Origin of the sequence: Actinobacillus ureae ATCC 25976, from assembly GCF_000188255.1 — a bacterium.
GTDB lineage: Bacteria > Pseudomonadota > Gammaproteobacteria > Enterobacterales > Pasteurellaceae > Actinobacillus > Actinobacillus ureae.
In genome coordinates, this window is sequence record NZ_GL831081.1 from 581640 (window position 1) to 599974 (window position 18335).

21 protein-coding genes and 1 tRNA gene are annotated in these 18335 nt (G+C 41.2%); 8 read left to right on the top strand and 14 right to left on the bottom strand.

Going from position 1 to position 18335, the window contains the following annotated elements:
• Positions 1-84: 84 nt before the first annotated feature.
• Genes rpsQ through rpsJ form a run of 11 tightly spaced genes read right to left on the bottom strand, consistent with a single transcriptional unit; the run spans position 85 to position 5048 of the window.
• A complete protein-coding gene (rpsQ, locus tag HMPREF0027_RS10690) occupies positions 85-339 on the bottom strand; it encodes a 30S ribosomal protein S17 (protein ID WP_005625157.1) in 255 nt (84 codons plus the stop codon).
• A complete protein-coding gene (gene rpmC / locus HMPREF0027_RS10695) occupies positions 339-530 on the bottom strand; it encodes a 50S ribosomal protein L29 (RefSeq protein ID WP_005599295.1) in 192 nt (63 codons plus the stop codon). The genes rpsQ and rpmC overlap by 1 nt, the downstream gene beginning before the upstream one ends.
• On the bottom strand, positions 530-940 hold the full coding sequence (gene rplP / locus HMPREF0027_RS10700) for a 50S ribosomal protein L16 (protein ID WP_005625160.1): 411 nt from the start codon (positions 938-940) through the stop codon (positions 530-532). Before rplP ends, rpmC begins: the two co-directional genes overlap by 1 nt.
• Before the next feature lie 13 nt (positions 941-953).
• A complete protein-coding gene (gene rpsC / locus HMPREF0027_RS10705; protein WP_005625161.1) occupies positions 954-1658 on the bottom strand; it encodes a 30S ribosomal protein S3 in 705 nt (234 codons plus the stop codon).
• Positions 1659-1676: 18 nt separating this feature from the next.
• Entirely contained in the window at positions 1677-2009 is a 333-nt protein-coding gene (gene rplV, locus HMPREF0027_RS10710) for a 50S ribosomal protein L22 (protein WP_005599292.1), read from the bottom strand.
• 10 nt (positions 2010-2019) lie between these two features.
• Positions 2020-2295 carry a 30S ribosomal protein S19 gene (gene rpsS, locus HMPREF0027_RS10715; protein WP_005539416.1) on the bottom strand — a complete coding sequence of 92 codons (276 nt, stop codon included), beginning with the start codon at positions 2293-2295 and terminating at the stop codon, positions 2020-2022.
• Positions 2296-2322: 27 nt separating this feature from the next.
• The gene (gene rplB / locus HMPREF0027_RS10720; RefSeq protein WP_005625163.1) at positions 2323-3144 is read right to left on the bottom strand and encodes a 50S ribosomal protein L2; all 822 of its coding nucleotides are present in this window, start codon (positions 3142-3144) and stop codon (positions 2323-2325) included.
• Positions 3145-3164: 20 nt separating this feature from the next.
• Positions 3165-3470 carry a 50S ribosomal protein L23 gene (gene rplW, locus HMPREF0027_RS10725; RefSeq protein WP_005625166.1) on the bottom strand — a complete coding sequence of 102 codons (306 nt, stop codon included), beginning with the start codon at positions 3468-3470 and terminating at the stop codon, positions 3165-3167.
• A complete protein-coding gene (rplD, locus tag HMPREF0027_RS10730) occupies positions 3467-4069 on the bottom strand; it encodes a 50S ribosomal protein L4 (protein WP_005599282.1) in 603 nt (200 codons plus the stop codon). The genes rplW and rplD overlap by 4 nt, the downstream gene beginning before the upstream one ends.
• A gap of 15 nt (positions 4070-4084) precedes the next feature.
• Positions 4085-4711 carry a 50S ribosomal protein L3 gene (rplC, locus tag HMPREF0027_RS10735; protein WP_005625169.1) on the bottom strand — a complete coding sequence of 209 codons (627 nt, stop codon included), beginning with the start codon at positions 4709-4711 and terminating at the stop codon, positions 4085-4087.
• Between the two features lie 25 nt (positions 4712-4736).
• Positions 4737-5048, bottom strand: coding sequence for a 30S ribosomal protein S10 (rpsJ, locus tag HMPREF0027_RS10740; protein WP_001181005.1), 312 nt, complete (start codon positions 5046-5048; stop codon positions 4737-4739).
• Between the two features lie 421 nt (positions 5049-5469).
• Between rpsJ and HMPREF0027_RS10745 the strand changes: the two genes are divergently transcribed.
• Positions 5470-6102 carry a TfoX/Sxy family DNA transformation protein gene (locus HMPREF0027_RS10745; RefSeq protein WP_005625172.1) on the top strand — a complete coding sequence of 211 codons (633 nt, stop codon included), beginning with the start codon at positions 5470-5472 and terminating at the stop codon, positions 6100-6102.
• A 61-nt stretch (positions 6103-6163) separates the two neighbouring features.
• On the opposite strand, the gene rpsT is transcribed toward HMPREF0027_RS10745, so the two are convergent.
• A complete protein-coding gene (gene rpsT, locus HMPREF0027_RS10750; protein WP_005625174.1) occupies positions 6164-6427 on the bottom strand; it encodes a 30S ribosomal protein S20 in 264 nt (87 codons plus the stop codon).
• Positions 6428-6832: 405 nt separating this feature from the next.
• Between rpsT and murJ the strand changes: the two genes are divergently transcribed.
• Both murJ and HMPREF0027_RS10760 read left to right on the top strand, forming a co-directional pair.
• Positions 6833-8401, top strand: a complete 1569-nt coding sequence (gene murJ, locus HMPREF0027_RS10755; protein ID WP_005625176.1) for a murein biosynthesis integral membrane protein MurJ — start codon at positions 6833-6835, stop codon at positions 8399-8401.
• 21 nt (positions 8402-8422) lie between these two features.
• On the top strand, positions 8423-9490 hold the full coding sequence (locus tag HMPREF0027_RS10760; protein WP_005625177.1) for an MFS transporter: 1068 nt from the start codon (positions 8423-8425) through the stop codon (positions 9488-9490).
• A 131-nt stretch (positions 9491-9621) separates the two neighbouring features.
• On the opposite strand, the gene HMPREF0027_RS12040 is transcribed toward HMPREF0027_RS10760, so the two are convergent.
• Positions 9622-9716, bottom strand: a tRNA-Sec gene (locus tag HMPREF0027_RS12040).
• A 69-nt stretch (positions 9717-9785) separates the two neighbouring features.
• Here HMPREF0027_RS12040 and selA point away from each other — a divergent pair.
• The 5 genes from selA (at position 9786) to fumC (ending at position 17307) form a co-directional block, all read left to right on the top strand.
• Complete coding sequence (gene selA / locus HMPREF0027_RS10765) at positions 9786-11171, top strand: L-seryl-tRNA(Sec) selenium transferase (RefSeq protein ID WP_005625179.1); 1386 nt, start codon at positions 9786-9788, stop codon at positions 11169-11171.
• Positions 11168-13018 carry a selenocysteine-specific translation elongation factor gene (selB, locus tag HMPREF0027_RS10770; RefSeq protein WP_005625181.1) on the top strand — a complete coding sequence of 617 codons (1851 nt, stop codon included), beginning with the start codon at positions 11168-11170 and terminating at the stop codon, positions 13016-13018. Before selA ends, selB begins: the two co-directional genes overlap by 4 nt.
• 1 nt (position 13019) lies before the next feature.
• Positions 13020-14327: a 16S rRNA (cytosine(967)-C(5))-methyltransferase RsmB gene (gene rsmB, locus HMPREF0027_RS10775; protein ID WP_005625183.1), complete on the top strand. Its 1308-nt coding sequence runs from the start codon at positions 13020-13022 to the stop codon at positions 14325-14327.
• Positions 14324-15700, top strand: coding sequence for a Trk system potassium transporter TrkA (gene trkA, locus HMPREF0027_RS10780; RefSeq protein WP_005625185.1), 1377 nt, complete (start codon positions 14324-14326; stop codon positions 15698-15700). The genes rsmB and trkA overlap by 4 nt, the downstream gene beginning before the upstream one ends.
• Before the next feature lie 212 nt (positions 15701-15912).
• Positions 15913-17307, top strand: a complete 1395-nt coding sequence (fumC, locus tag HMPREF0027_RS10785; RefSeq protein ID WP_005625187.1) for a class II fumarate hydratase — start codon at positions 15913-15915, stop codon at positions 17305-17307.
• A 110-nt stretch (positions 17308-17417) separates the two neighbouring features.
• Here the strand turns inward: fumC and prmA are convergent, their stop codons facing one another.
• Positions 17418-18299, bottom strand: a complete 882-nt coding sequence (prmA, locus tag HMPREF0027_RS10790) for a 50S ribosomal protein L11 methyltransferase (protein WP_005625188.1) — start codon at positions 18297-18299, stop codon at positions 17418-17420.
• Positions 18300-18335: the final 36 nt, after the last annotated feature.

Here is an 18335-nt window from a genome sequence, read left to right on the forward strand (position 1 = left end):
TCAGATCAATCGCTTAGCTTTAGGGCTTAAAATTTGCAAAAAACAAGCGGTATTAAACCGCTTGTTTTTAAATAGATTCGTAGATTAAGCTACTGCTTTTTCTACAATACGAACTAAAGTGTGTGATTTAGTTTTTGAAACAGGACGACATTCCTTAATTTCTACTACATCACCTAATTTAGCTTCGTTGTTTTCATCGTGTACGTGTAATTTAGTAGTACGACGAATGAATTTACCGTATAAAGAGTGTTTCACTGTACGTTCGATAGCAATAACGAATGATTTATCCATTTTATCGCTAACTACTTTACCTTGTACTGTACGAATTTTATCAGTCATTACTCACCCGCCTTTTCGGTTAATACAGTTTTAACTTGTGCAATACTACGACGCACTTGTTTTAACTGATGGGTTTGTTGAAGCTGACCGGTGGCTGCTTGCATACGCAATTTGAATTGCTCACCTAAAAGGTTGATTAATTCAGCATTCAGCTCTTCAACATTTTTGTTACGTAGTTCTTGAGCTTTCATTACATCACCGTCTTAGTTACAAATGTGGTTTTAAACGGAAGTTTCGCTGCCGCTAACGCAAATGCGTGACGTGCGATTTCTTCAGAAACACCATCCATTTCATATAAAACTTTACCCGGTTGGATTAAAGCTACCCAGTACTCAACGTTACCTTTACCTTTACCCATACGGACTTCTAATGGTTTTTCAGTAATTGGTTTATCTGGGAACACTCGGATCCAGATTTTACCTTGACGTTTCACCGCACGAGTCATCGCACGACGAGCAGCTTCGATTTGACGAGCTGTTAAACGACCACGGCCAATTGCTTTTAAACCAAATGTACCGAAGCTCACTTCTGTACCGCCCGCGATACCACGGTTACGGCCTTTGTGTACTTTACGAAATTTTGTGCGTTTTGGTTGTAACATTCAGTGATTCTCCTTATTTACGACCTTTGCGAGCTGGCTTTTTAGGCTGTACCGCTGGTTGTTGTTCTGATTCAATCACTGCAGCCATACCACCAAGAATTTCACCTTTGAAGATCCACACTTTAACGCCGATTACGCCGTAAGTTGTGTGAGCTTCTGCAGTGTTATAATCGATGTCTGCACGAAGAGTATGTAATGGCACACGGCCTTCACGATACCATTCTGAGCGAGCAATTTCTGCACCACCTAAACGACCGCTAACTTCAACTTTGATACCTTTAGCACCTAAACGCATTGCGTTTTGTACTGCACGTTTCATTGCACGACGGAACATTACACGACGTTCAAGTTGAGAAGCGATGCTATCAGCAACTAATTTTGCATCTAGCTCTGGTTTTTTCACTTCAGCGATGTTGATTTGAGCAGGAACGCCAGCAATTTGAGATACTGCGTTACGTAATTTTTCAACATCTTCGCCTTTTTTACCGATAACGATACCAGGACGCGCTGTGTGGATAGTTACACGAATGCTTTTCGCAGGACGTTCAATAGTGATACGTGATACTGAAGCGTTCGCTAACTCTTTATTTAAGAATTTACGTACTTTGAAATCGCCTTCTAAGTTATCAGCGAAATCTTGTGTATTCGCGAACCAAGTAGAGTTCCATGGTTTAACAATACCAAGGCGAATACCATTAGGATGTACTTTCTGACCCATTTGTTATTCTCCTACCGATTAACGATCTGACACAACCACTGTAATGTGGCTTGTACGTTTTAAGATACGATCTGCACGACCTTTTGCACGTGGCATTACACGTTTCATGCTTGGACCTTCATCTACGAAGATTTTAGCAACTTTAAGATCGTCTACATCTGCACCATCATTGTGCTCTGCGTTCGCAATAGCTGATTCTAATACTTTCTTAACTAAAGCAGCTGCTTTTTTGTTAGTAAAAGTTAAAATTTCTAATGCTTGCGCAACTTTTTTACCGCGAATTAAGTCAGCAACTAAGCGAGCTTTTTGTGCAGAGGTACGAGCGTAACGATGTTTAGCAATAGTTTCCATCTTTTACCTCTTATTTCTTAGCTTTCTTATCTGCGGCATGACCGCGGTATGTACGAGTCGGTGCAAATTCACCTAATTTATGACCGATCATTTCGTCTGATACATAAACTGGAACATGCTGACGACCATTATGGACTGCGATGGTCAAACCAATCATTGATGGAATGATCATTGAACGACGGGACCAAGTTTTAATTGGTTTTTTATCCCCGCTTTCCACCGCCTTCTCTACCTTCTTCAACAAGTGTAGGTCAAGGAAAGGACCTTTCTTGAGGGAACGTGGCATTGGACTATCCTATATTAATAAATAAAATTATTTGCCACGACGACGTACGATGTATTTATCAGTACGTTTGTTGTGACGAGTTTTCTTACCTTTGGTTTGAACGCCCCAAGGTGTAACAGGGTGTTTACCGAAGTTACGACCTTCACCACCACCGTGTGGGTGGTCTACCGGGTTCATCGCAGTACCACGAACTGTAGGGCGAACGCCTCTCCAGCGGTTAGCACCTGCTTTACCAAGAACGCGAAGCATATGCTCTGAGTTACCTACTTCACCGATGGTTGCAGTACACTCAGCTAATACTTTACGCATTTCGCCTGAACGAAGACGTAAAGTTACATAGTTACTTTCACGAGCGATAATTTGTACGTAAGCACCAGCAGAACGTGCAATTTGACCACCTTTACCAGGTTTTAATTCCACGTTATGAACTGTAGTACCTACTGGGATATTACGCATTGGTAACGCATTACCAGCTTTAATTGGAGCTGAAGCACCCGCTTGAATCGTATCACCAACAGATAAACCTTTTGGTGCTAAGATATAACGGCGTTCACCATCTTTATAAAGCACTAATGCAATGTTCGCAGAACGGTTTGGATCATATTCTAAACGCTCAACTACTGCTGGGATATCTAACTTATTACGTTTGAAATCCACTAAACGGTAGTGTTGTTTATGACCGCCACCAATGTGACGAGTTGTGATACGACCTAAATTGTTACGACCACCAGTTTTAGATTTGCTATCTAATAAAGGTGCATAAGGTTTACCCTTATGTAATTCTGCGTTAACAACTTTAACTACGTGACGACGACCAGCGGAGGTCGGCTTACATTTAACGATAGCCATTTATAAATTTTCCTCCGTAATTACTCTGCCGCACTTTCAACGAAGTCAAGTGATTGACCTTCTTGAAGAGTAACATAAGCTTTTTTCCAGTCACTACGACGACCTGATTTAGCACCGTGACGTTTAGTTTTACCTTTAACAACAACAGTACGTACAGAATCCACTTTCACTTCAAATAATTGTTCAACTGCGTTAGCAATTTCAACTTTGTTAGCATCTAATGCTACTTTGAAAACGATAGTGTTGCCTTTTTCAGCATTATTCGTCGCTTTTTCAGAGATATGTGGTGCTTTAAGCACTTTTAGCAAACGTTCTTGTTGAATCATGCTAACATCTCCTCAATTTGTTTTACCGCATCAGCTGTGATAACCACTTTATCGAAAGCGATTAAACTTACTGGATCGATACCTTGAACATCACGAACATCTACTTTGTATAAGTTACGTGCTGCTAAGAATAGATTCTCATCTAAGTTTGCAGTAATGATTAAAGCGTCATTTAACGCTAAATCTTTTAATTTTTGTACTAATACTTTAGTTTTTGGTGCTTCGATTTCGAACTTCTCAACAACCACTAAACGTTCTTGACGAACTAATTCAGAAAGGATGCTTTTGATTGCACCACGGTACATTTTTTTGTTCACTTTTTGGCTGTGATCTTGTGGTTTCGCAGCGAATGTGATACCACCTGAACGCCAGATTGGTGATTTGATATCACCTGAACGTGCGCGACCTGTACCTTTTTGACGCCAAGGTTTTTTACCTGAACCAGACACTTCAGCACGAGTTTTTTGAGCACGTGAACCTTGACGAGCACCTGCTGCATATGCAACAACTACTTGGTGGATTAACGCTTCGTTAAACTCACGTCCGAAGGTAGTTTCAGAAACAGTTAGTGCGTTTGCACCTACAACTTGTAATTCCATCTCTATCTCCTAGACTTATGCTTTAACTGCTGGTTTTACGATAACATCACTATTAGTTGCGCCTGGAACAGCACCTTTGACTAATAATAATTTACGCTCAGCATCTACACGAACAACTTCAAGTGATTGAACGGTTACACGCTCAGCACCTAAGTGTCCTGCCATTTTTTTACCTTTAAACACACGACCTGGAGTTTGGTTTTGACCAATAGAACCAAGTACACGATGTGATAAAGAGTTACCGTGGGTAGCATCTTGAGTACGGAAGTTCCAGCGTTTAACACCGCCAGCAAAACCTTTACCTTTAGAAGTACCAGTAACATCTACTTTTTTAACATCTGTGAAGATGTCAATATTGATTTCTTGACCTAAAGTGAATTCTTCACCTTCAGTACGAAATTCCCATAAACCGCGACCAGCTTCAACACCTGCTTTCACGAAATGGCCTGCTTCTGGCTTAGTTACACGACTAGCTTTTTTAGTACCAGTAGTAACTTGAATTGCAGAATAGCCATCGTTTTCAAGGGTTTTAACTTGAGTAACACGGTTGGCTTCGATTTCGATAACGGTAACTGGAATTGACACGCCGTCTTCAGTGAAAACGCGAGTCATACCAACTTTACGACCGACTAAACCAATCATTGTAATAACCTCTTAAAATTCCCAATTAACCTAGACTAATCTGAACGTCAACGCCAGCAGCTAGATCTAAACGCATTAATGCATCAACAGTTTTTTCTGTTGGTTCAACAATATCAACTAAACGTTTGTGAGTACGGATTTCATATTGGTCACGTGCGTCTTTGTTCACGTGTGGAGAAATCAATACAGTAAAACGTTCTTTACGAGTTGGTAAAGGAATTGGACCACGAACTTGTGCACCAGTACGTTTAGCTGTTTCTACGATCTCCGCAGTAGATTGATCAATTAAACGATGATCAAATGCTTTTAAGCGGATACGGATTCTTTGGTTCTGCATTAGACCAGAGCTCCAATTAAAATTTAGCTAATAAAAAAACTGAACTACCACTTAAACCATATAGAATAAGGGAGCGCAGTTATACCTGTATAGTTTCCAAATCGGAAACATTGTATGTACTACAATATCTGTAGTACCGCTTAATAAATGATTACATTAAGCGACTTTAAAGTCTTCATATCTACATCGTAAATACGATGAGTATCAAAGTGCGCATATATTACACTACTTCTCTGGTAAGCGCAAGAACAATGTGCATCGAAATAAAACCATTAATAAAATATGGTTTTTGAATCACAAATTATTGACATTACTTAATTTATTTTACATTATTATACAGCCTCTTAATAGCTTATAGCTATAAGTAAGTGGCCCATAATGAATATAAAGTTACAAAAGTAAATCATCAAAAGGAGCTCGTATGAAATACACAACAAAGGAGTTAGAAAGACTTAAAGCGCTATTGTCCCCTCTCGGGGAAATGACCTTTAAGCCTTATTTTTCATTCTTAGGTATCTTTAAAAACGATACCATGTTTGCCCTCTACAAAGATCAACATTTATATGTACGCAAATCAGCCCAATATTTAGAAGAAATAACTCAAACAATATCGATTCATTTTCTGGTTGATCGTCATATCAACTGTCGTTCCAAAATATTTTATCTTCTTCCTTCCTCAATTCTTAACAACCTACAAACTTACTCTCACTGGATCACTTCAGCCATTCACGAATATCAACAGTCTAAAGCAAAAATTAAAAATCAAAATCAAAACAAAATTCGTATGTTGCCAAACTTAAATGTCAGTATTGAGAGATTATTGGCTAAAGTCGGTATTTATACAGTAACAGATTTAAAAGCGACAGGTGCTATTAACGTTTTTGTACGTTTAATCCAGCAAGGTTTGGAAGCAACCGCATTGTTATTATTTAAACTATATAGTGCGATTCAATATAAATATATTTATATGCTGACAGAACAAGAAAAACAGAATTTATTAATTGAAGCCGACAATGCGCTTTATCAGGCAGGATTACGAAAAAGATTTGCGTAACGCAATAAAGATAGCCGTAAAAAAACCGACCATTTGGTCGGTTCTTTTATACAAAAAGCAATTACGCTAATTTTTTGATTTGAGCTGCTAATTTTGCTTTGTGGTTAGCTGCCTTGTTAGTGTGGATTAAGCCTTTAGATGCCATACGGTCCACTACTTTTTGCATTTCAACGAAAGCTGCTTGTGAAGCCGCTTTATCGCCTGCTGCTACTGCTGCGTATACTTTCTTGATGAATGTACGCATCATTGAGCGTTGGCTTGCGTTGTGTTGGCGGCGTTTTTCAGATTGAACCGCACGTTTTTTTGCTGACTTGATATTAGCCAAGGTCAAACTCCTAAAATATCTGTGTAAAAATTAAAAAACATAAACTTTGGTTTATGTTTAGCTATCGATAGTTTAAATTCATTTTCAACGAGACACGTGCTTGAAAATAACACCGTTTTACTGATAGAAAACGATAGGCGAGGATTTTATCAGTTTTTTTCTGATATTCCTACAACAAACTGATAAAATTCCGTTCAATTTATATGAAGATCTTCATACAAGCGGTCGGACCCTCGCGATTTTTTGCAAAAATTGCCTAAAAAAAGACCGCTTATGCTGTAAAAACGAACGATTACATCAGAATCCTTGATTTCAGATCAGAAAGACGTATGTTGTTCCTCACTTTTTTTCACTAACGTTTGTTAAACTAACGTTTTCTCTATTATTTACAGTAAGCGATATTCTATGAGCAAAAAACTTCTTAAATCAGGCATATTAGTGAGTAGTATGACTCTCATTTCTCGCCTCTTAGGTTTAGTACGAGATGTAGTTATCGCCGGATTACTCGGTGCCGGAGCGATGTCGGATGTATTCCTATTTGCTAATCGTATTCCGAACTTTTTACGCCGTCTATTTGCGGAAGGTGCCTTTTCAAAAGCATTCGTGCCGGTACTTGCCGAATATAACGCCGATAACGATTTGGATAAAACCCGTGAATTTGTTGCAAAAGTATCGGGTACATTAGGTGGTTTAGTCACAATTGTCACGTTAGTGGCAATAATTGGCTCACCGGTAGTTGCCGCCTTATTTGGTACCGGTTGGTTTATGGATTGGGTTAATGATGGCCCTGATGCACAAAAATTCACTCAGGCATCATTATTGCTGAAAATCACTTTCCCTTATTTATGGTTTATTACCTTTGTGGCGCTGTCCGGTGCGGTATTAAATACCATTGGTAAGTTTGGGGTGATGGCGTTTTCGCCGGTATTACTGAATATTGCGATGATCAGTATGGCATTATTCGGTGCCGATTACTTCGAACAACCCGATGTTGCCTTAGCTTGGGGGATCTTTCTCGGCGGCTTGTTGCAATTCTTATTCCAAATCCCATTTATGAAAAAAGAAGGTTTATTGGTTAAACCGAAATGGGCGTGGAAAGATGAAGGAGTGACTAAAGTCCGCAATTTAATGATTCCGGCATTGTTTGGGGTCTCCGTAACTCAACTTAATCTATTAATCAACCAAGTAATCGCCAGCTTTTTGATCACCGGTTCCATTACATGGCTCTATTATTCCGACCGTTTAATCGAGTTTCCGCTCGGGCTATTCGGTATTGCGATTTCAACGGTTGTGTTACCAAGTTTGTCCCGTATTGCGAAAAAGAAAGAGATTGATGAAGCACAGCGTGCAGTGGAATTCCAAGGCACGATGGACTGGGGGGTGAGAATGGTGCTATTACTCGGCATTCCGGCAATGATTGGTATCGCAGTATTAGCACAGCCGTTAATGATGACCATCTTTATGCGAGGCAAATTCGGTTTATCGGATGTGGTAGCCACCTCTCACGCCTTATGGATTATGTGCCTAGGCTTAAACAGTTATATGTTAATCAGTATTTTGGCAAACGGCTTCTATGCCCGCCAAAATACCAAGACACCGGTCAAAATCGGCATTATCGCCACCATTTGTAATATCTGTTTCGGTGTGTTAGCAATTCCATTCGGCTATCTAGGCTTGGCAATGGCATCCGCACTGTCAGCGGCAGTGAATGCTTCGTTACTTTATCGTGGTCTTGCTAAAGAAGGAGCTTATCGTATTACCGGAAAAACTGCGCTCTTTGTATTAAAAGTCGCTATTTCGGCTTGCTTAATGGGGGCATTGGTTGCTTATTTCTCACCAAGTTTAGAAGGCTGGTATGCGATGACAACTTGGATGAAGGTGTATTGGCTGGCTTGGTTAATTGTCCTAGCAGCGATTGTTTATTTTAGTGCATTATTTGTACTTGGGATTCGTAAGCGAGATTTCAGAGCTTAATAAATATAGAAGGTAAATAATATGGATATGCAAAATATTATTTTATGGCGTAGGTTCTTTTCCGGACTCGCCTATACCGCAATGCAGAGCGTATTTTTTATTTATCTAACAAAATATAAAGGGTTTGACACAACACAGATTGCCAACGCATTCTCGTTATTGGTGTTTGCCAGCCAAGCCTTTTCTTTACTTGCCGGCTCGTGGGGCGATCGCTTCGGACGAATGCCAATTATGTTGTTCGGGTGCTTACTGGATTCGTTAGCTTATATTTTGTTACTCACGACTAACCATTACGCTCTACTCTTGTTAGCGACATTCTGCTTCGGTTTAGGTAGCACACTGTTTAGTACGAATGCGAGGGCATTTTTACTCTCTTCTGCCGAGGATAATTATGCCTCTAAAACCAAAGCGCAAGGGAAGTTTCTCAAAATCTCCAGTATGGCGTCTATGGTTGCACCATTAGTTTCCATTCCGTTTATTCATTATCAAAAAGCGGAATGGTTAATTTGGTGTAGCTGTGCGATTGAAGTTACGATGTTACTTTTTATGTGGCAGACAATGCCGAGAAGAAAATGCAACTTCCGTTTTAGCCCTTTCCGCTTCGCACAATTTACAGAGGTGATTAACAAGCGGTTTATTTTTGTGCATTTATTGCTATTTATTCCGCTCGGTATGGGTTCGGCATTTTATGTAATTTTCCCTTACATTTTTACCGAGCTTTTGGATCAACAAGAATTGGTACCGATCGCATTTTTTATCAATAATCTGATCGCAGTGCTGCTGCAAGCACAGTTCTCTCGCAAGGTAAATTTAGGTGTGGTCAAACTAAATTATATTGCACCGATACTTATCGCATTGCTGATTGTGCCATGGTTTTATGCGCTGGAATATATTTCAGAAGTGACTGCTTTTTTATACCTGATTATCTTTTCGCTAGTCAGTTTATTTGCCAATACCGCATTAGCGAATATGTTGGTTAAACTGGATAAAGGTGAAAACCAAGGGTTAATGTTCGGTTTATCTAAGCTCATTTTGGCAATTACGACTGCTGGGGTAATGAATATACTGCCTTATATATTCCTCGTGTAACAAGCGGTCGTTTTTGGGTAAAAATTTGCAAAATTTTGGCGAAATTAGACCGCTTGTAAAAAGCGCTAAAAAGCAAAAAGGCTTAACTTACATCGCATAAAAGCATTAAGTTAAGCCTTTTTAATTGAATTTGGCGGAAGTGAATGGGAGTCGAACCCACCCAAGAACGCTGGCGTCCTCAACAGGATTTGAAGTCCTGCCGCCTCACCGGAGACGACGCACTTCCATGGAAAAAGTAGCGGTATTCTACTTTATTTATTAAAATTGTTCAAAATCCTCCTATTCTTTTTTGATTATGCAAGCATTATTCCGACTCATTCCCTCAATGGATAAACTGATAAAAAGCCCGCAAGGTACTGATTTAATTCATCAATTCGGACATCACGCCTTCGTCACACAGGCGAGATCCTTTATTGAAGAAGGACGGCAGCAAATTGTCAAAAACCAAACGTTGCCGTCTTTTCTACAAGACGAATCTGCGCTGTTTGCACTGATTGAAACGAGTTTACAAGCCATGCGACAACCGCAAATCAAAAAAGTATTCAATCTAACTGGTACAGTGCTGCATACCAATTTAGGCAGAGGATTGTGGTCAGAATCAGCCATTACTGCGGCAACCGATGCAATGCGTCATAACGTTGCCTTAGAATTCGATATCGAGCAAGGTCAACGTTCCCACCGAGATAATGCTGTTTCCGCTTTAATCTCACAGCTCACCGGCGCTGAAGCTGCTTGCGTTGTGAATAACAATGCGGCAGCGGTGTTACTCATGCTCGCTACCTTTGCACAGGGTAAAGAAGTGATTGTGTCACGAGGAGAATTGGTGGAAATCGGCGGTGCATTCCGCATTCCGGATATAATGAAACAAGCTGGATGTACGCTAGTGGAAGTCGGCACAACTAACCGCACCCATTTAAAAGATTATCGCAATGCGATTACTGAAAATACCGCCTTGTTAATGAAAGTACACACCAGTAACTATCAGATTCAAGGATTCACAAGCAGCGTATCCGAAGAAGAATTAGTCGAGCTGGGCAAAGCATTTAATTTACCGGTTATCAGTGATTTAGGCAGCGGTTCATTAACAGACATGACGCTGCTTAACTTACCGGCAGAGCCGATGGCTCAGCAAAAAGTCGCTGCCGGTGTTGATCTAGTGTCATTTTCCGGTGACAAGTTCCTAGGTGGGCCGCAAGCCGGTATTATTGTCGGCAAACAAGCTCAAATTGCTGCATTACAAGCGCATCCGCTCAAACGCGTGCTACGTTGTGATAAAGTGATTTTATCAGCACTGGAAGCCACGCTGCGCCACTATTTATTTCCAGAAAAATTAACAGATGAATTGCCTACGCTACATTTGCTCACGCAGCCGCTTTATGTATTGAAAGTTAAGGCGGAACAATTAAAACAAGCACTAAGTAAGCACTTAACCTCGAATTTTAATGTGCAAATTGAAGAGAGTGTCGCTCAAATTGGCAGTGGTACGCTTCCAACCGAAACCTTAGCTTCAATCGCTGTCACGATTAGCGCTGATAAGCAAAGTGATTTATTAGCATTAGAGCAACGCTTTAAAGCCTTTAGTTGTCCAATTATTGGGCGTTTTGCACAGCAGAAGTTTTGGTTAGATTTGAGATCGGCTACGCAGTTTGAGCAATTAATTACCATGTTGGAGAAAGAATGATTATTGTCACGGCAGGCCATGTCGATCATGGCAAAAGTGCCCTTTTGCATGCTCTCACCGGCACTCATACCGCTCACTTACCGGAAGAAAAAAAGCGTGGCTTAACCATTGATTTAGGCTACGCTTATTTGCCGATACACACAGATTCAAACCAAACCGATACGCTTGGTTTTATTGACGTGCCGGGTCACCAAAAATTTTTATCGAATATGTTGGCAGGATTAGGTGGTGTAGAACACGCTCTGTTAGTCATTTCGGCGGAAGAAGGGCTTAAACCGCAAACGCTTGAGCATTTTGAAATTCTTAACTTGCTGAATTTCAAGCATATTATGGTGGTATTAACCAAAGCGGATAAGGTTGAACCGGCGCAAATTGATCAGCTTATTCCGCAGATCAAGCAACAATTACCTTCGCTCAATAGTGCACCTTTTTTTGTGACTTCTTGCGTAACTGGCTCAGGTATTGCCGAATTAAAAGCATATTTAATTGCGCAAAACCGACAAGTGACAAATAACCAGCCGTTTCGTTATGTTATTGACCGAGTATTCCACATTAAAGGCGCCGGATTGGTCGTAACCGGCACGGCAATTGCCGGTAAAGTTGCTGTTGGTGATGAAATCTATTTGTCCGATGGTACAAAAGTACGAGTTAAAGCGATTCACGCACAAAATCATCCGTCAGAATCTGGCGTTGCCGGACAGCGTTTAGCGCTGAACCTCGCTAATGTAGATAAACAACAAATTGCCAGAGGTCACTGGCTCACTGAGTTAGCACCAACATTTGCCACCGACCGCATTACGGTAAAGCTGAGTGCGGCGCAGCCATTAAAAGAAATGTCAGTGGTGCATATTTACCATTTTGCCTCGCATATCACCGGCAAATTAAGCTTGCTCAATGCGAAACAAGCGGTCAAAAATGCTGAATATTTTGCAGAAGTGCTATTAGATGAGCCGTTACACATTGCATTCAATGATAAACTGATTATACGTAATGGTGATGACAGCCAAACCGTCGCCGGCGCACAGGTATTAGAAATTCATTCACCGAAACGCCATAAACGTAGTGAAGCTCGTTTAGCTTATTTAACTGCGTTGGCGCAAACTGGTAATTATGCACAACGTATCGTGCTTTATCTGCAACACGATGTTCTTGCGTTGGAACGTTTATTATGGGACGAACAATTATTTGCGACAGAGATTGCCAAACTTGGTTTTGATACGAATGCCGAATGGCTTTATAGCCCAGCTTTCAAACAAGCCGCTCAACAAAAAGTGTTAGCTAAACTGGCGGAATATCATTCGCTCCATCAAGATCAGTTAGGTGTGGCAAAAGCCCGTTTACGCCGAATGGCATTACTGGAATCGCCTGAAAAACTTGGATTGGCATTTATTGATGATCTGTTGGCAACACAACAATTAGCCCAAACACGCGGCTGGTTGCATCTGCCCGATCATCGCATTGAGTTTAATCCGCAAGAATTGCAAATTTGGCAACAAATTCGACCGCTTTTCGAAGCGACCAACCAGGCATTATGGGTACGAGATATTGCAAATCAATTGACAATTGATGAAACCGAAATGCGAAATTTATTATATAAAGCAGGGAAATTAGGCTATTTAATCCCTATTGTAAAAGACCGTTTCTTGTTAAATGAACAAATTGAAGCCTTTGCACAATTGATTCGAGACTTTATTCTCCGGCACGGCGAAATCTCGGTAAATCAGCTACGAGACGAAATTCAATACGGACGCAAACTCACCGTACAATTAATTGAATATTTTGACCGCTCCGGCTTTTTACGCCGTAAAGGCAATGTACATTTATTAAGAGACCACGACATTTTTTAATATGAAAAACAAAAAACAAAATACACGTGCGATTGCCGCACAAATTATCTTACAAGTTTTAGATCAGGGGAAATCACTTTCCAGCCTACTGCCGGAAGCACAAACCCAACTTGATCCGAAAGATGTTCCCTTAGTGCAAGAAATCACGTTTGGGATTTGTCGTGTATTGCCACGTTTGGAACTGGTGATTAAACAATTAGTCGCAAAGCCGATTAAAGGTAAAACTCGTTTAGTCCATTGTTTACTACTGGTAGGGCTATATCAATTACTCTATATGCGAGTGCCTGCACACGCTGCAGTGGATGAAGTGGTTAATGCTACCAAAGTGCTAAAATTGGATAGCTTCAGAGCGCTAACTAACGGGGTGTTGCGCCGCTTCTTACGTGAACAAGCACAGATTTTGGCGGTTGTCGATAAACATTGGCAGACGCTACATCCGGACTGGTTTGTGAATCGCATCAAAAAAGTGTACCCACACTGGCGAGAGATTGTGGAAGCGAATAACCAGCGCCCACCGATGTGGATTCGGGCCAATCAGCAACATATTAAAGCGCAAGACTACGCGGTATTGCTCGGTGAATTAGTTGCAAAAAATTCTGAAAATTCGACCGCTTGTGTGCCGGATTGCGCCATTTTGCTTGAGAATCCGGTGCCGGTGGCTAAACTTATGCATTTCGAAAAAGGTTGGGCGACCGTGCAAGATGTGCACGCACAATGGTCTGCCGAATTACTCGGTGCAAAAAACGGCGAGTTGATTCTAGACGCTTGTGCCGCACCCGGTGGCAAAACCACCCATATTTTAGAAAAAGCACTGCAAGCACAAGTGATTGCATTAGATATTGAAGAAAACCGCCTCAAACGTGTGCGAGAAAACTTAACACGTTTAGGACAAGCCGCTAAAGTAATTTGCGGAGATGCTTCAAAGCCGCAAGAATGGCTTGAGCCGGATGTGATGTTTGATCGTATCCTATTAGATGCGCCTTGCTCGGCAACCGGTGTGATTCGCCGCCATCCGGATATCAAATGGCTGCGTAAAGAACAAGATATTGCCGGACTTGCCGAATTGCAAAGCAAAATCCTGCACGCATTATGGCAAAGGCTCAAACCAAACGGTGTTTTATTATATGCTACCTGTTCTATTCTGCCTGAAGAAAACGAGCAACAAATCAACCGCTTTGTCGCTCAGCAAACAGATGCCAAACTGGTAGAAATGGATTTTAACGGTAAAAAAACAGCAATGAAGCAATTCTTCCCGCAGGAAAAAGGCGGAGACGGTTTCTTCTATGCAAAGTTGGTAAAAACTGAATGAAAATAATTATTTTAGGAGCCGGTCAAGTCGGCTCCACTCTCGCAGAAAATCTAGTAAGTGAAGATAACGATATTACCTTAATCGACGACGATCAGGGGCGTTTAAACACGTTACAAGATAAACACGATTTACAAGTATTAAAGGGGAACGGAGCATCGCCGCAAGTATTACGAGATGCGGGTGCCAGTGACGCAGATTTAATTGTTGCGGTAACCGAAAGCGATGAAACCAATATGATTGCGTGCCAAATCGCTCATACATTGTTTCATATCCCGACCAAAATCGCCCGTATTCGCAATTCCGATTACGTCCGAGAAAAAGAAAAGCTCTTTACCGATAATGCGTTGCCGATCGATCATATTATTGCGCCGGAAGTATTGGTAAAAAAAGAAATTCTGCGCCTAATTGATTATCCGGGTGCGTTGCAAGTGGCACATTTTGCCAATGAGCTTGTCAGCCTCGTCAGTGTGAAAGCTTATTATGGTGGCCCGTTAGTCGGCTATCCAATTTCGGCATTACGTGACCATTTACCTTATATCGAAGCACGTATTGTTTCAATTTTCCGCCAAGATCGTGCCATCATTCCGCAAGGTTCAACCATTATCGAAGCCGGCGATGAAGTATTCTTTATCTGTGCAACCCATAATATCAAAGCGGTTATGAGTGAGTTACAACGCTTGGACAGACCGCATAAGCGAGTGATGATTGTCGGTGGCGGCAGTATTGGTACCGGTCTGGCAAAAGATCTCGAAGAACAATGCAGCGTTAAAATGATTGAACGAGATCCTCGTAAGGCGGAGAAACTCGCTGAAAAATTAGAAAAAGCGTTAGTGCTGTGCGGTGATACATCCGACCAAGAGTTACTGTTTGAAGAACATATCGAAAATATTGATTTATTCCTCGCACTCACCAGCGATGATGAAGCCAACATTATGTCGGCGTTATTAGCGAAACGACTTGGTGCGAAAAAAGCGATTGTTCTGGTACAGAAAATGGCTTACTTACACCTGATTCAAGGCGGAAGCATTGATATTGCTCTATCACCTAAACAGGCAACCATTTCAGCCCTCTCCAGCCATGTTCGCAAAGGTGATATTGTGCAGGTTGCTTCACTAAAACAAGGACAGGCGGAATGTATCGAAGCCATTGCGCACGGTGATGCGGAATCCTCTAAAGTTGTCGGGCGTACCGTACGAGAATTGAAACTGCCGCAAGGTGCAATTGTCGGCGCTATTGTGCGAAATGAAGAAATTATCATCGTCCATAAATCCACCCAAATTGAAGAAAACGACAGAGTGATTGTGTTTGTGAACGACAAGAAACAAGTCAGCGAAATTGAAAAACTCTTCCAATTAAGTACTTTCTTCTTATAAGTTTTAATAAATAAAAGCCATAGTAAAAAATCGTTACTATGGCTATTTTTTTAGCTAATTCGGTAAATTCTGATCCATATCACAAAATAATAAAAAAAGTAGAACGGAATGTTTTGAGCCAGTTTCTTTCTTCTTTTGCCAGTGCTACTATCCTACCTAGAAATTGTTAGATACCCAAATTAAACATTTACATTATCCACAGGAGAACACAAATGGAATATCGTATTGAGAAAGATACAATGGGCGAAGTTCAAGTACCTGCTAATCGTTATTGGGCGGCGCAAACCGAGCGCTCTCGTAATAACTTCAAAATTGGCCCGGAAGCATCGATGCCCGCTGAAATCATCGAAGCATTCGCTTACTTGAAAAAAGCCGCAGCCTTTGCAAATACCGATTTAGGCGTACTTCCTGCTGAAAAACGTGACTTAATTGCAACCGCTTGCGATGAAATTCTTGATCATAAATTAGACGGCGAATTCCCATTAGTGATTTGGCAAACTGGTTCAGGTACACAGTCAAATATGAACCTCAATGAAGTTATCGCTAACCGTGCCCACGTAATTAACGGCGGCAAATTAGGTGAAAAATCAATTATTCATCCGAATGATGATGTAAACAAATCACAATCTTCAAACGATACCTACCCGACAGCAATGCACATTGCAGCATACAAAAAAGTGGTAGAACATACCTTGCCTTGTGTAAAACGCTTACAAAAAACCTTTGCAGAAAAAGCGGAAGCATTCAAAGACGTGGTAAAAATCGGTCGTACTCACTTAATGGATGCAACGCCGTTAACATTAGGTCAAGAGTTCTCTGCATACGCGGCACAATTAGCATTCGGTATTAAAGCATTGGAAAATACCTTACCGCACTTATCTGAATTAGCATTAGGTGGTACAGCGGTAGGTACCGGTTTAAATACACCGAAAGGTTATGATGTAACAGTAGCGAACTATATCGCTAAATTCACCGGTTTACCGTTTATTACTGCGCAAAATAAATTCGAAACACTTGCAACACATGATGCAATCGTAGAAACACATGGTGCATTAAAACAAATTGCCGTGTCACTTTATAAAATTGCCAACGACATTCGTTTACTTGCTTCAGGCCCTCGTTCGGGTATCGGTGAAATCTTAATTCCGGAAAATGAACCGGGTTCATCAATCATGCCGGGTAAAGTAAACCCAACACAGTGTGAAGCAATGACCATGGTTGCGGCACAAGTATTAGGTAACGATACGACCATTTCATTTGCCGGTACGCAAGGTCATTTCCAATTGAATGTATTCAAACCGGTTATGGCGGCAAACTTCTTACAATCAGCGCAATTATTAGGTGATGTTTGCGTATCATTCGACGAACACTGTGCAACCGGTATTGAGCCAAACTTCCCACGCATTAAGCAACAACTTGAGCAATCATTAATGTTGGTAACCGCATTAAACACACATATCGGTTATGAAAATGCAGCGAAAATTGCGAAAACCGCACACAAAAACGGCACAACCTTAAAAGAAGAAGCGATTAACTTAGGTTTAGTAACTGCTGAACAATTCGATGAATGGGTTCGTCCGGAAGATATGGTAGGCAGCTTAAAATAAGCTGTTAGCTGACAGATAAAAGAAGGGCTATCGTTTGATAGCCCTTTTTACTGTTTACAAGCGGTCTAATTTTCCGCTTTTTTTGCAAATAATCTGACAAAAATGACCGCTTATTTCTTCATGCCGGTAATACGACACCACTCTTCTTTTTCTACCACCGGATCAAGATTGAAGTCCGGCGCATAGGCTTCACAGACCGATTCCGCTTGCGTTGCTAAAATACCGGATAAACCTAAATCACCTTGTGGTTTCACCAACGTAATAATATTTGGTGCAAGCTCTTTCAGCGGGCCGGCAAGAATATTCGCTACCACCACATCGGCTTGTAGATCTTGCGGTTGATCTTTCGCTAAGAATAACTGTAAACGATCCGCCACACCATTTGCTTCCGCATTATTAGTAGAAGCTAAAATCGCCTGCGGGTCGATATCAATCCCGATCGCTTGTTTTGCACCGAGTTTAAGTGCCGCAATCGCTAAAATACCTGAACCACAACCAAAATCGATCACCGTTTTACCAGCTAAATCTAAGCTATCCAACCATTGCAAACAAAGTGCGGTTGTCGGGTGCGTACCGGTACCGAAAGCAAGACCCGGATCAAGCATCACGTTCACCGCATTCGGATCCGGTACTTCACGCCAACTTGGGCAAATCCATAAGCGTTTACCGAATTGCATCGGGTGGAAGTTATCCATCCATTCACGTTCCCAGTCTTTATCTTCGATTTGCTCGATCTTATGTGCAAAATCCGCTTCGACTAAACGGCTGGCAATTAATGCTTCAACAATCGCTTTCATATCGGTTTCCGCATCAAATAAACCCACTACATCCGTATTACCCCATAAACGGGTTTCACCCGGTAACGGCTCAAAAATCGGCGTATCCTGACTGTCCATAAAAGTTACCGACACCGCCCCGATTTCTTCTAAAAAATCACTGATTTGCTCAGCCTGTTTATCCGTACTATTTAAACGAATTTGTACCCATGCCATATTATTTTTTCCTTGTTTTTATCCGCTTTCCTCAAA

Coding starts and splice junctions, on each gene's coding strand:
- rpsQ (WP_005625157.1), bottom strand. CDS start 339: ATGACTGATAAAATTCGTACAGTACAAGGTAAAGTAGTTAGCGATAAA.
- rpmC (WP_005599295.1), bottom strand. CDS start 530: ATGAAAGCTCAAGAACTACGTAACAAAAATGTTGAAGAGCTGAATGCT.
- rplP (WP_005625160.1), bottom strand. CDS start 940: ATGTTACAACCAAAACGCACAAAATTTCGTAAAGTACACAAAGGCCGT.
- rpsC (WP_005625161.1), bottom strand. CDS start 1,658: ATGGGTCAGAAAGTACATCCTAATGGTATTCGCCTTGGTATTGTTAAA.
- rplV (WP_005599292.1), bottom strand. CDS start 2,009: ATGGAAACTATTGCTAAACATCGTTACGCTCGTACCTCTGCACAAAAA.
- rpsS (WP_005539416.1), bottom strand. CDS start 2,295: ATGCCACGTTCCCTCAAGAAAGGTCCTTTCCTTGACCTACACTTGTTG.
- rplB (WP_005625163.1), bottom strand. CDS start 3,144: ATGGCTATCGTTAAATGTAAGCCGACCTCCGCTGGTCGTCGTCACGTA.
- rplW (WP_005625166.1), bottom strand. CDS start 3,470: ATGATTCAACAAGAACGTTTGCTAAAAGTGCTTAAAGCACCACATATC.
- rplD (WP_005599282.1), bottom strand. CDS start 4,069: ATGGAATTACAAGTTGTAGGTGCAAACGCACTAACTGTTTCTGAAACT.
- rplC (WP_005625169.1), bottom strand. CDS start 4,711: ATGATTGGTTTAGTCGGTCGTAAAGTTGGTATGACTCGCGTTTTCACT.
- rpsJ (WP_001181005.1), bottom strand. CDS start 5,048: ATGCAGAACCAAAGAATCCGTATCCGCTTAAAAGCATTTGATCATCGT.
- HMPREF0027_RS10745 (WP_005625172.1), top strand. CDS start 5,470: ATGAAATACACAACAAAGGAGTTAGAAAGACTTAAAGCGCTATTGTCC.
- murJ (WP_005625176.1), top strand. CDS start 6,833: ATGAGCAAAAAACTTCTTAAATCAGGCATATTAGTGAGTAGTATGACT.
- HMPREF0027_RS10760 (WP_005625177.1), top strand. CDS start 8,423: ATGGATATGCAAAATATTATTTTATGGCGTAGGTTCTTTTCCGGACTC.
- selA (WP_005625179.1), top strand. CDS start 9,786: ATGCAAGCATTATTCCGACTCATTCCCTCAATGGATAAACTGATAAAA.
- selB (WP_005625181.1), top strand. CDS start 11,168: ATGATTATTGTCACGGCAGGCCATGTCGATCATGGCAAAAGTGCCCTT.
- rsmB (WP_005625183.1), top strand. CDS start 13,020: ATGAAAAACAAAAAACAAAATACACGTGCGATTGCCGCACAAATTATC.
- trkA (WP_005625185.1), top strand. CDS start 14,324: ATGAAAATAATTATTTTAGGAGCCGGTCAAGTCGGCTCCACTCTCGCA.
- fumC (WP_005625187.1), top strand. CDS start 15,913: ATGGAATATCGTATTGAGAAAGATACAATGGGCGAAGTTCAAGTACCT.
- prmA (WP_005625188.1), bottom strand. CDS start 18,299: ATGGCATGGGTACAAATTCGTTTAAATAGTACGGATAAACAGGCTGAG.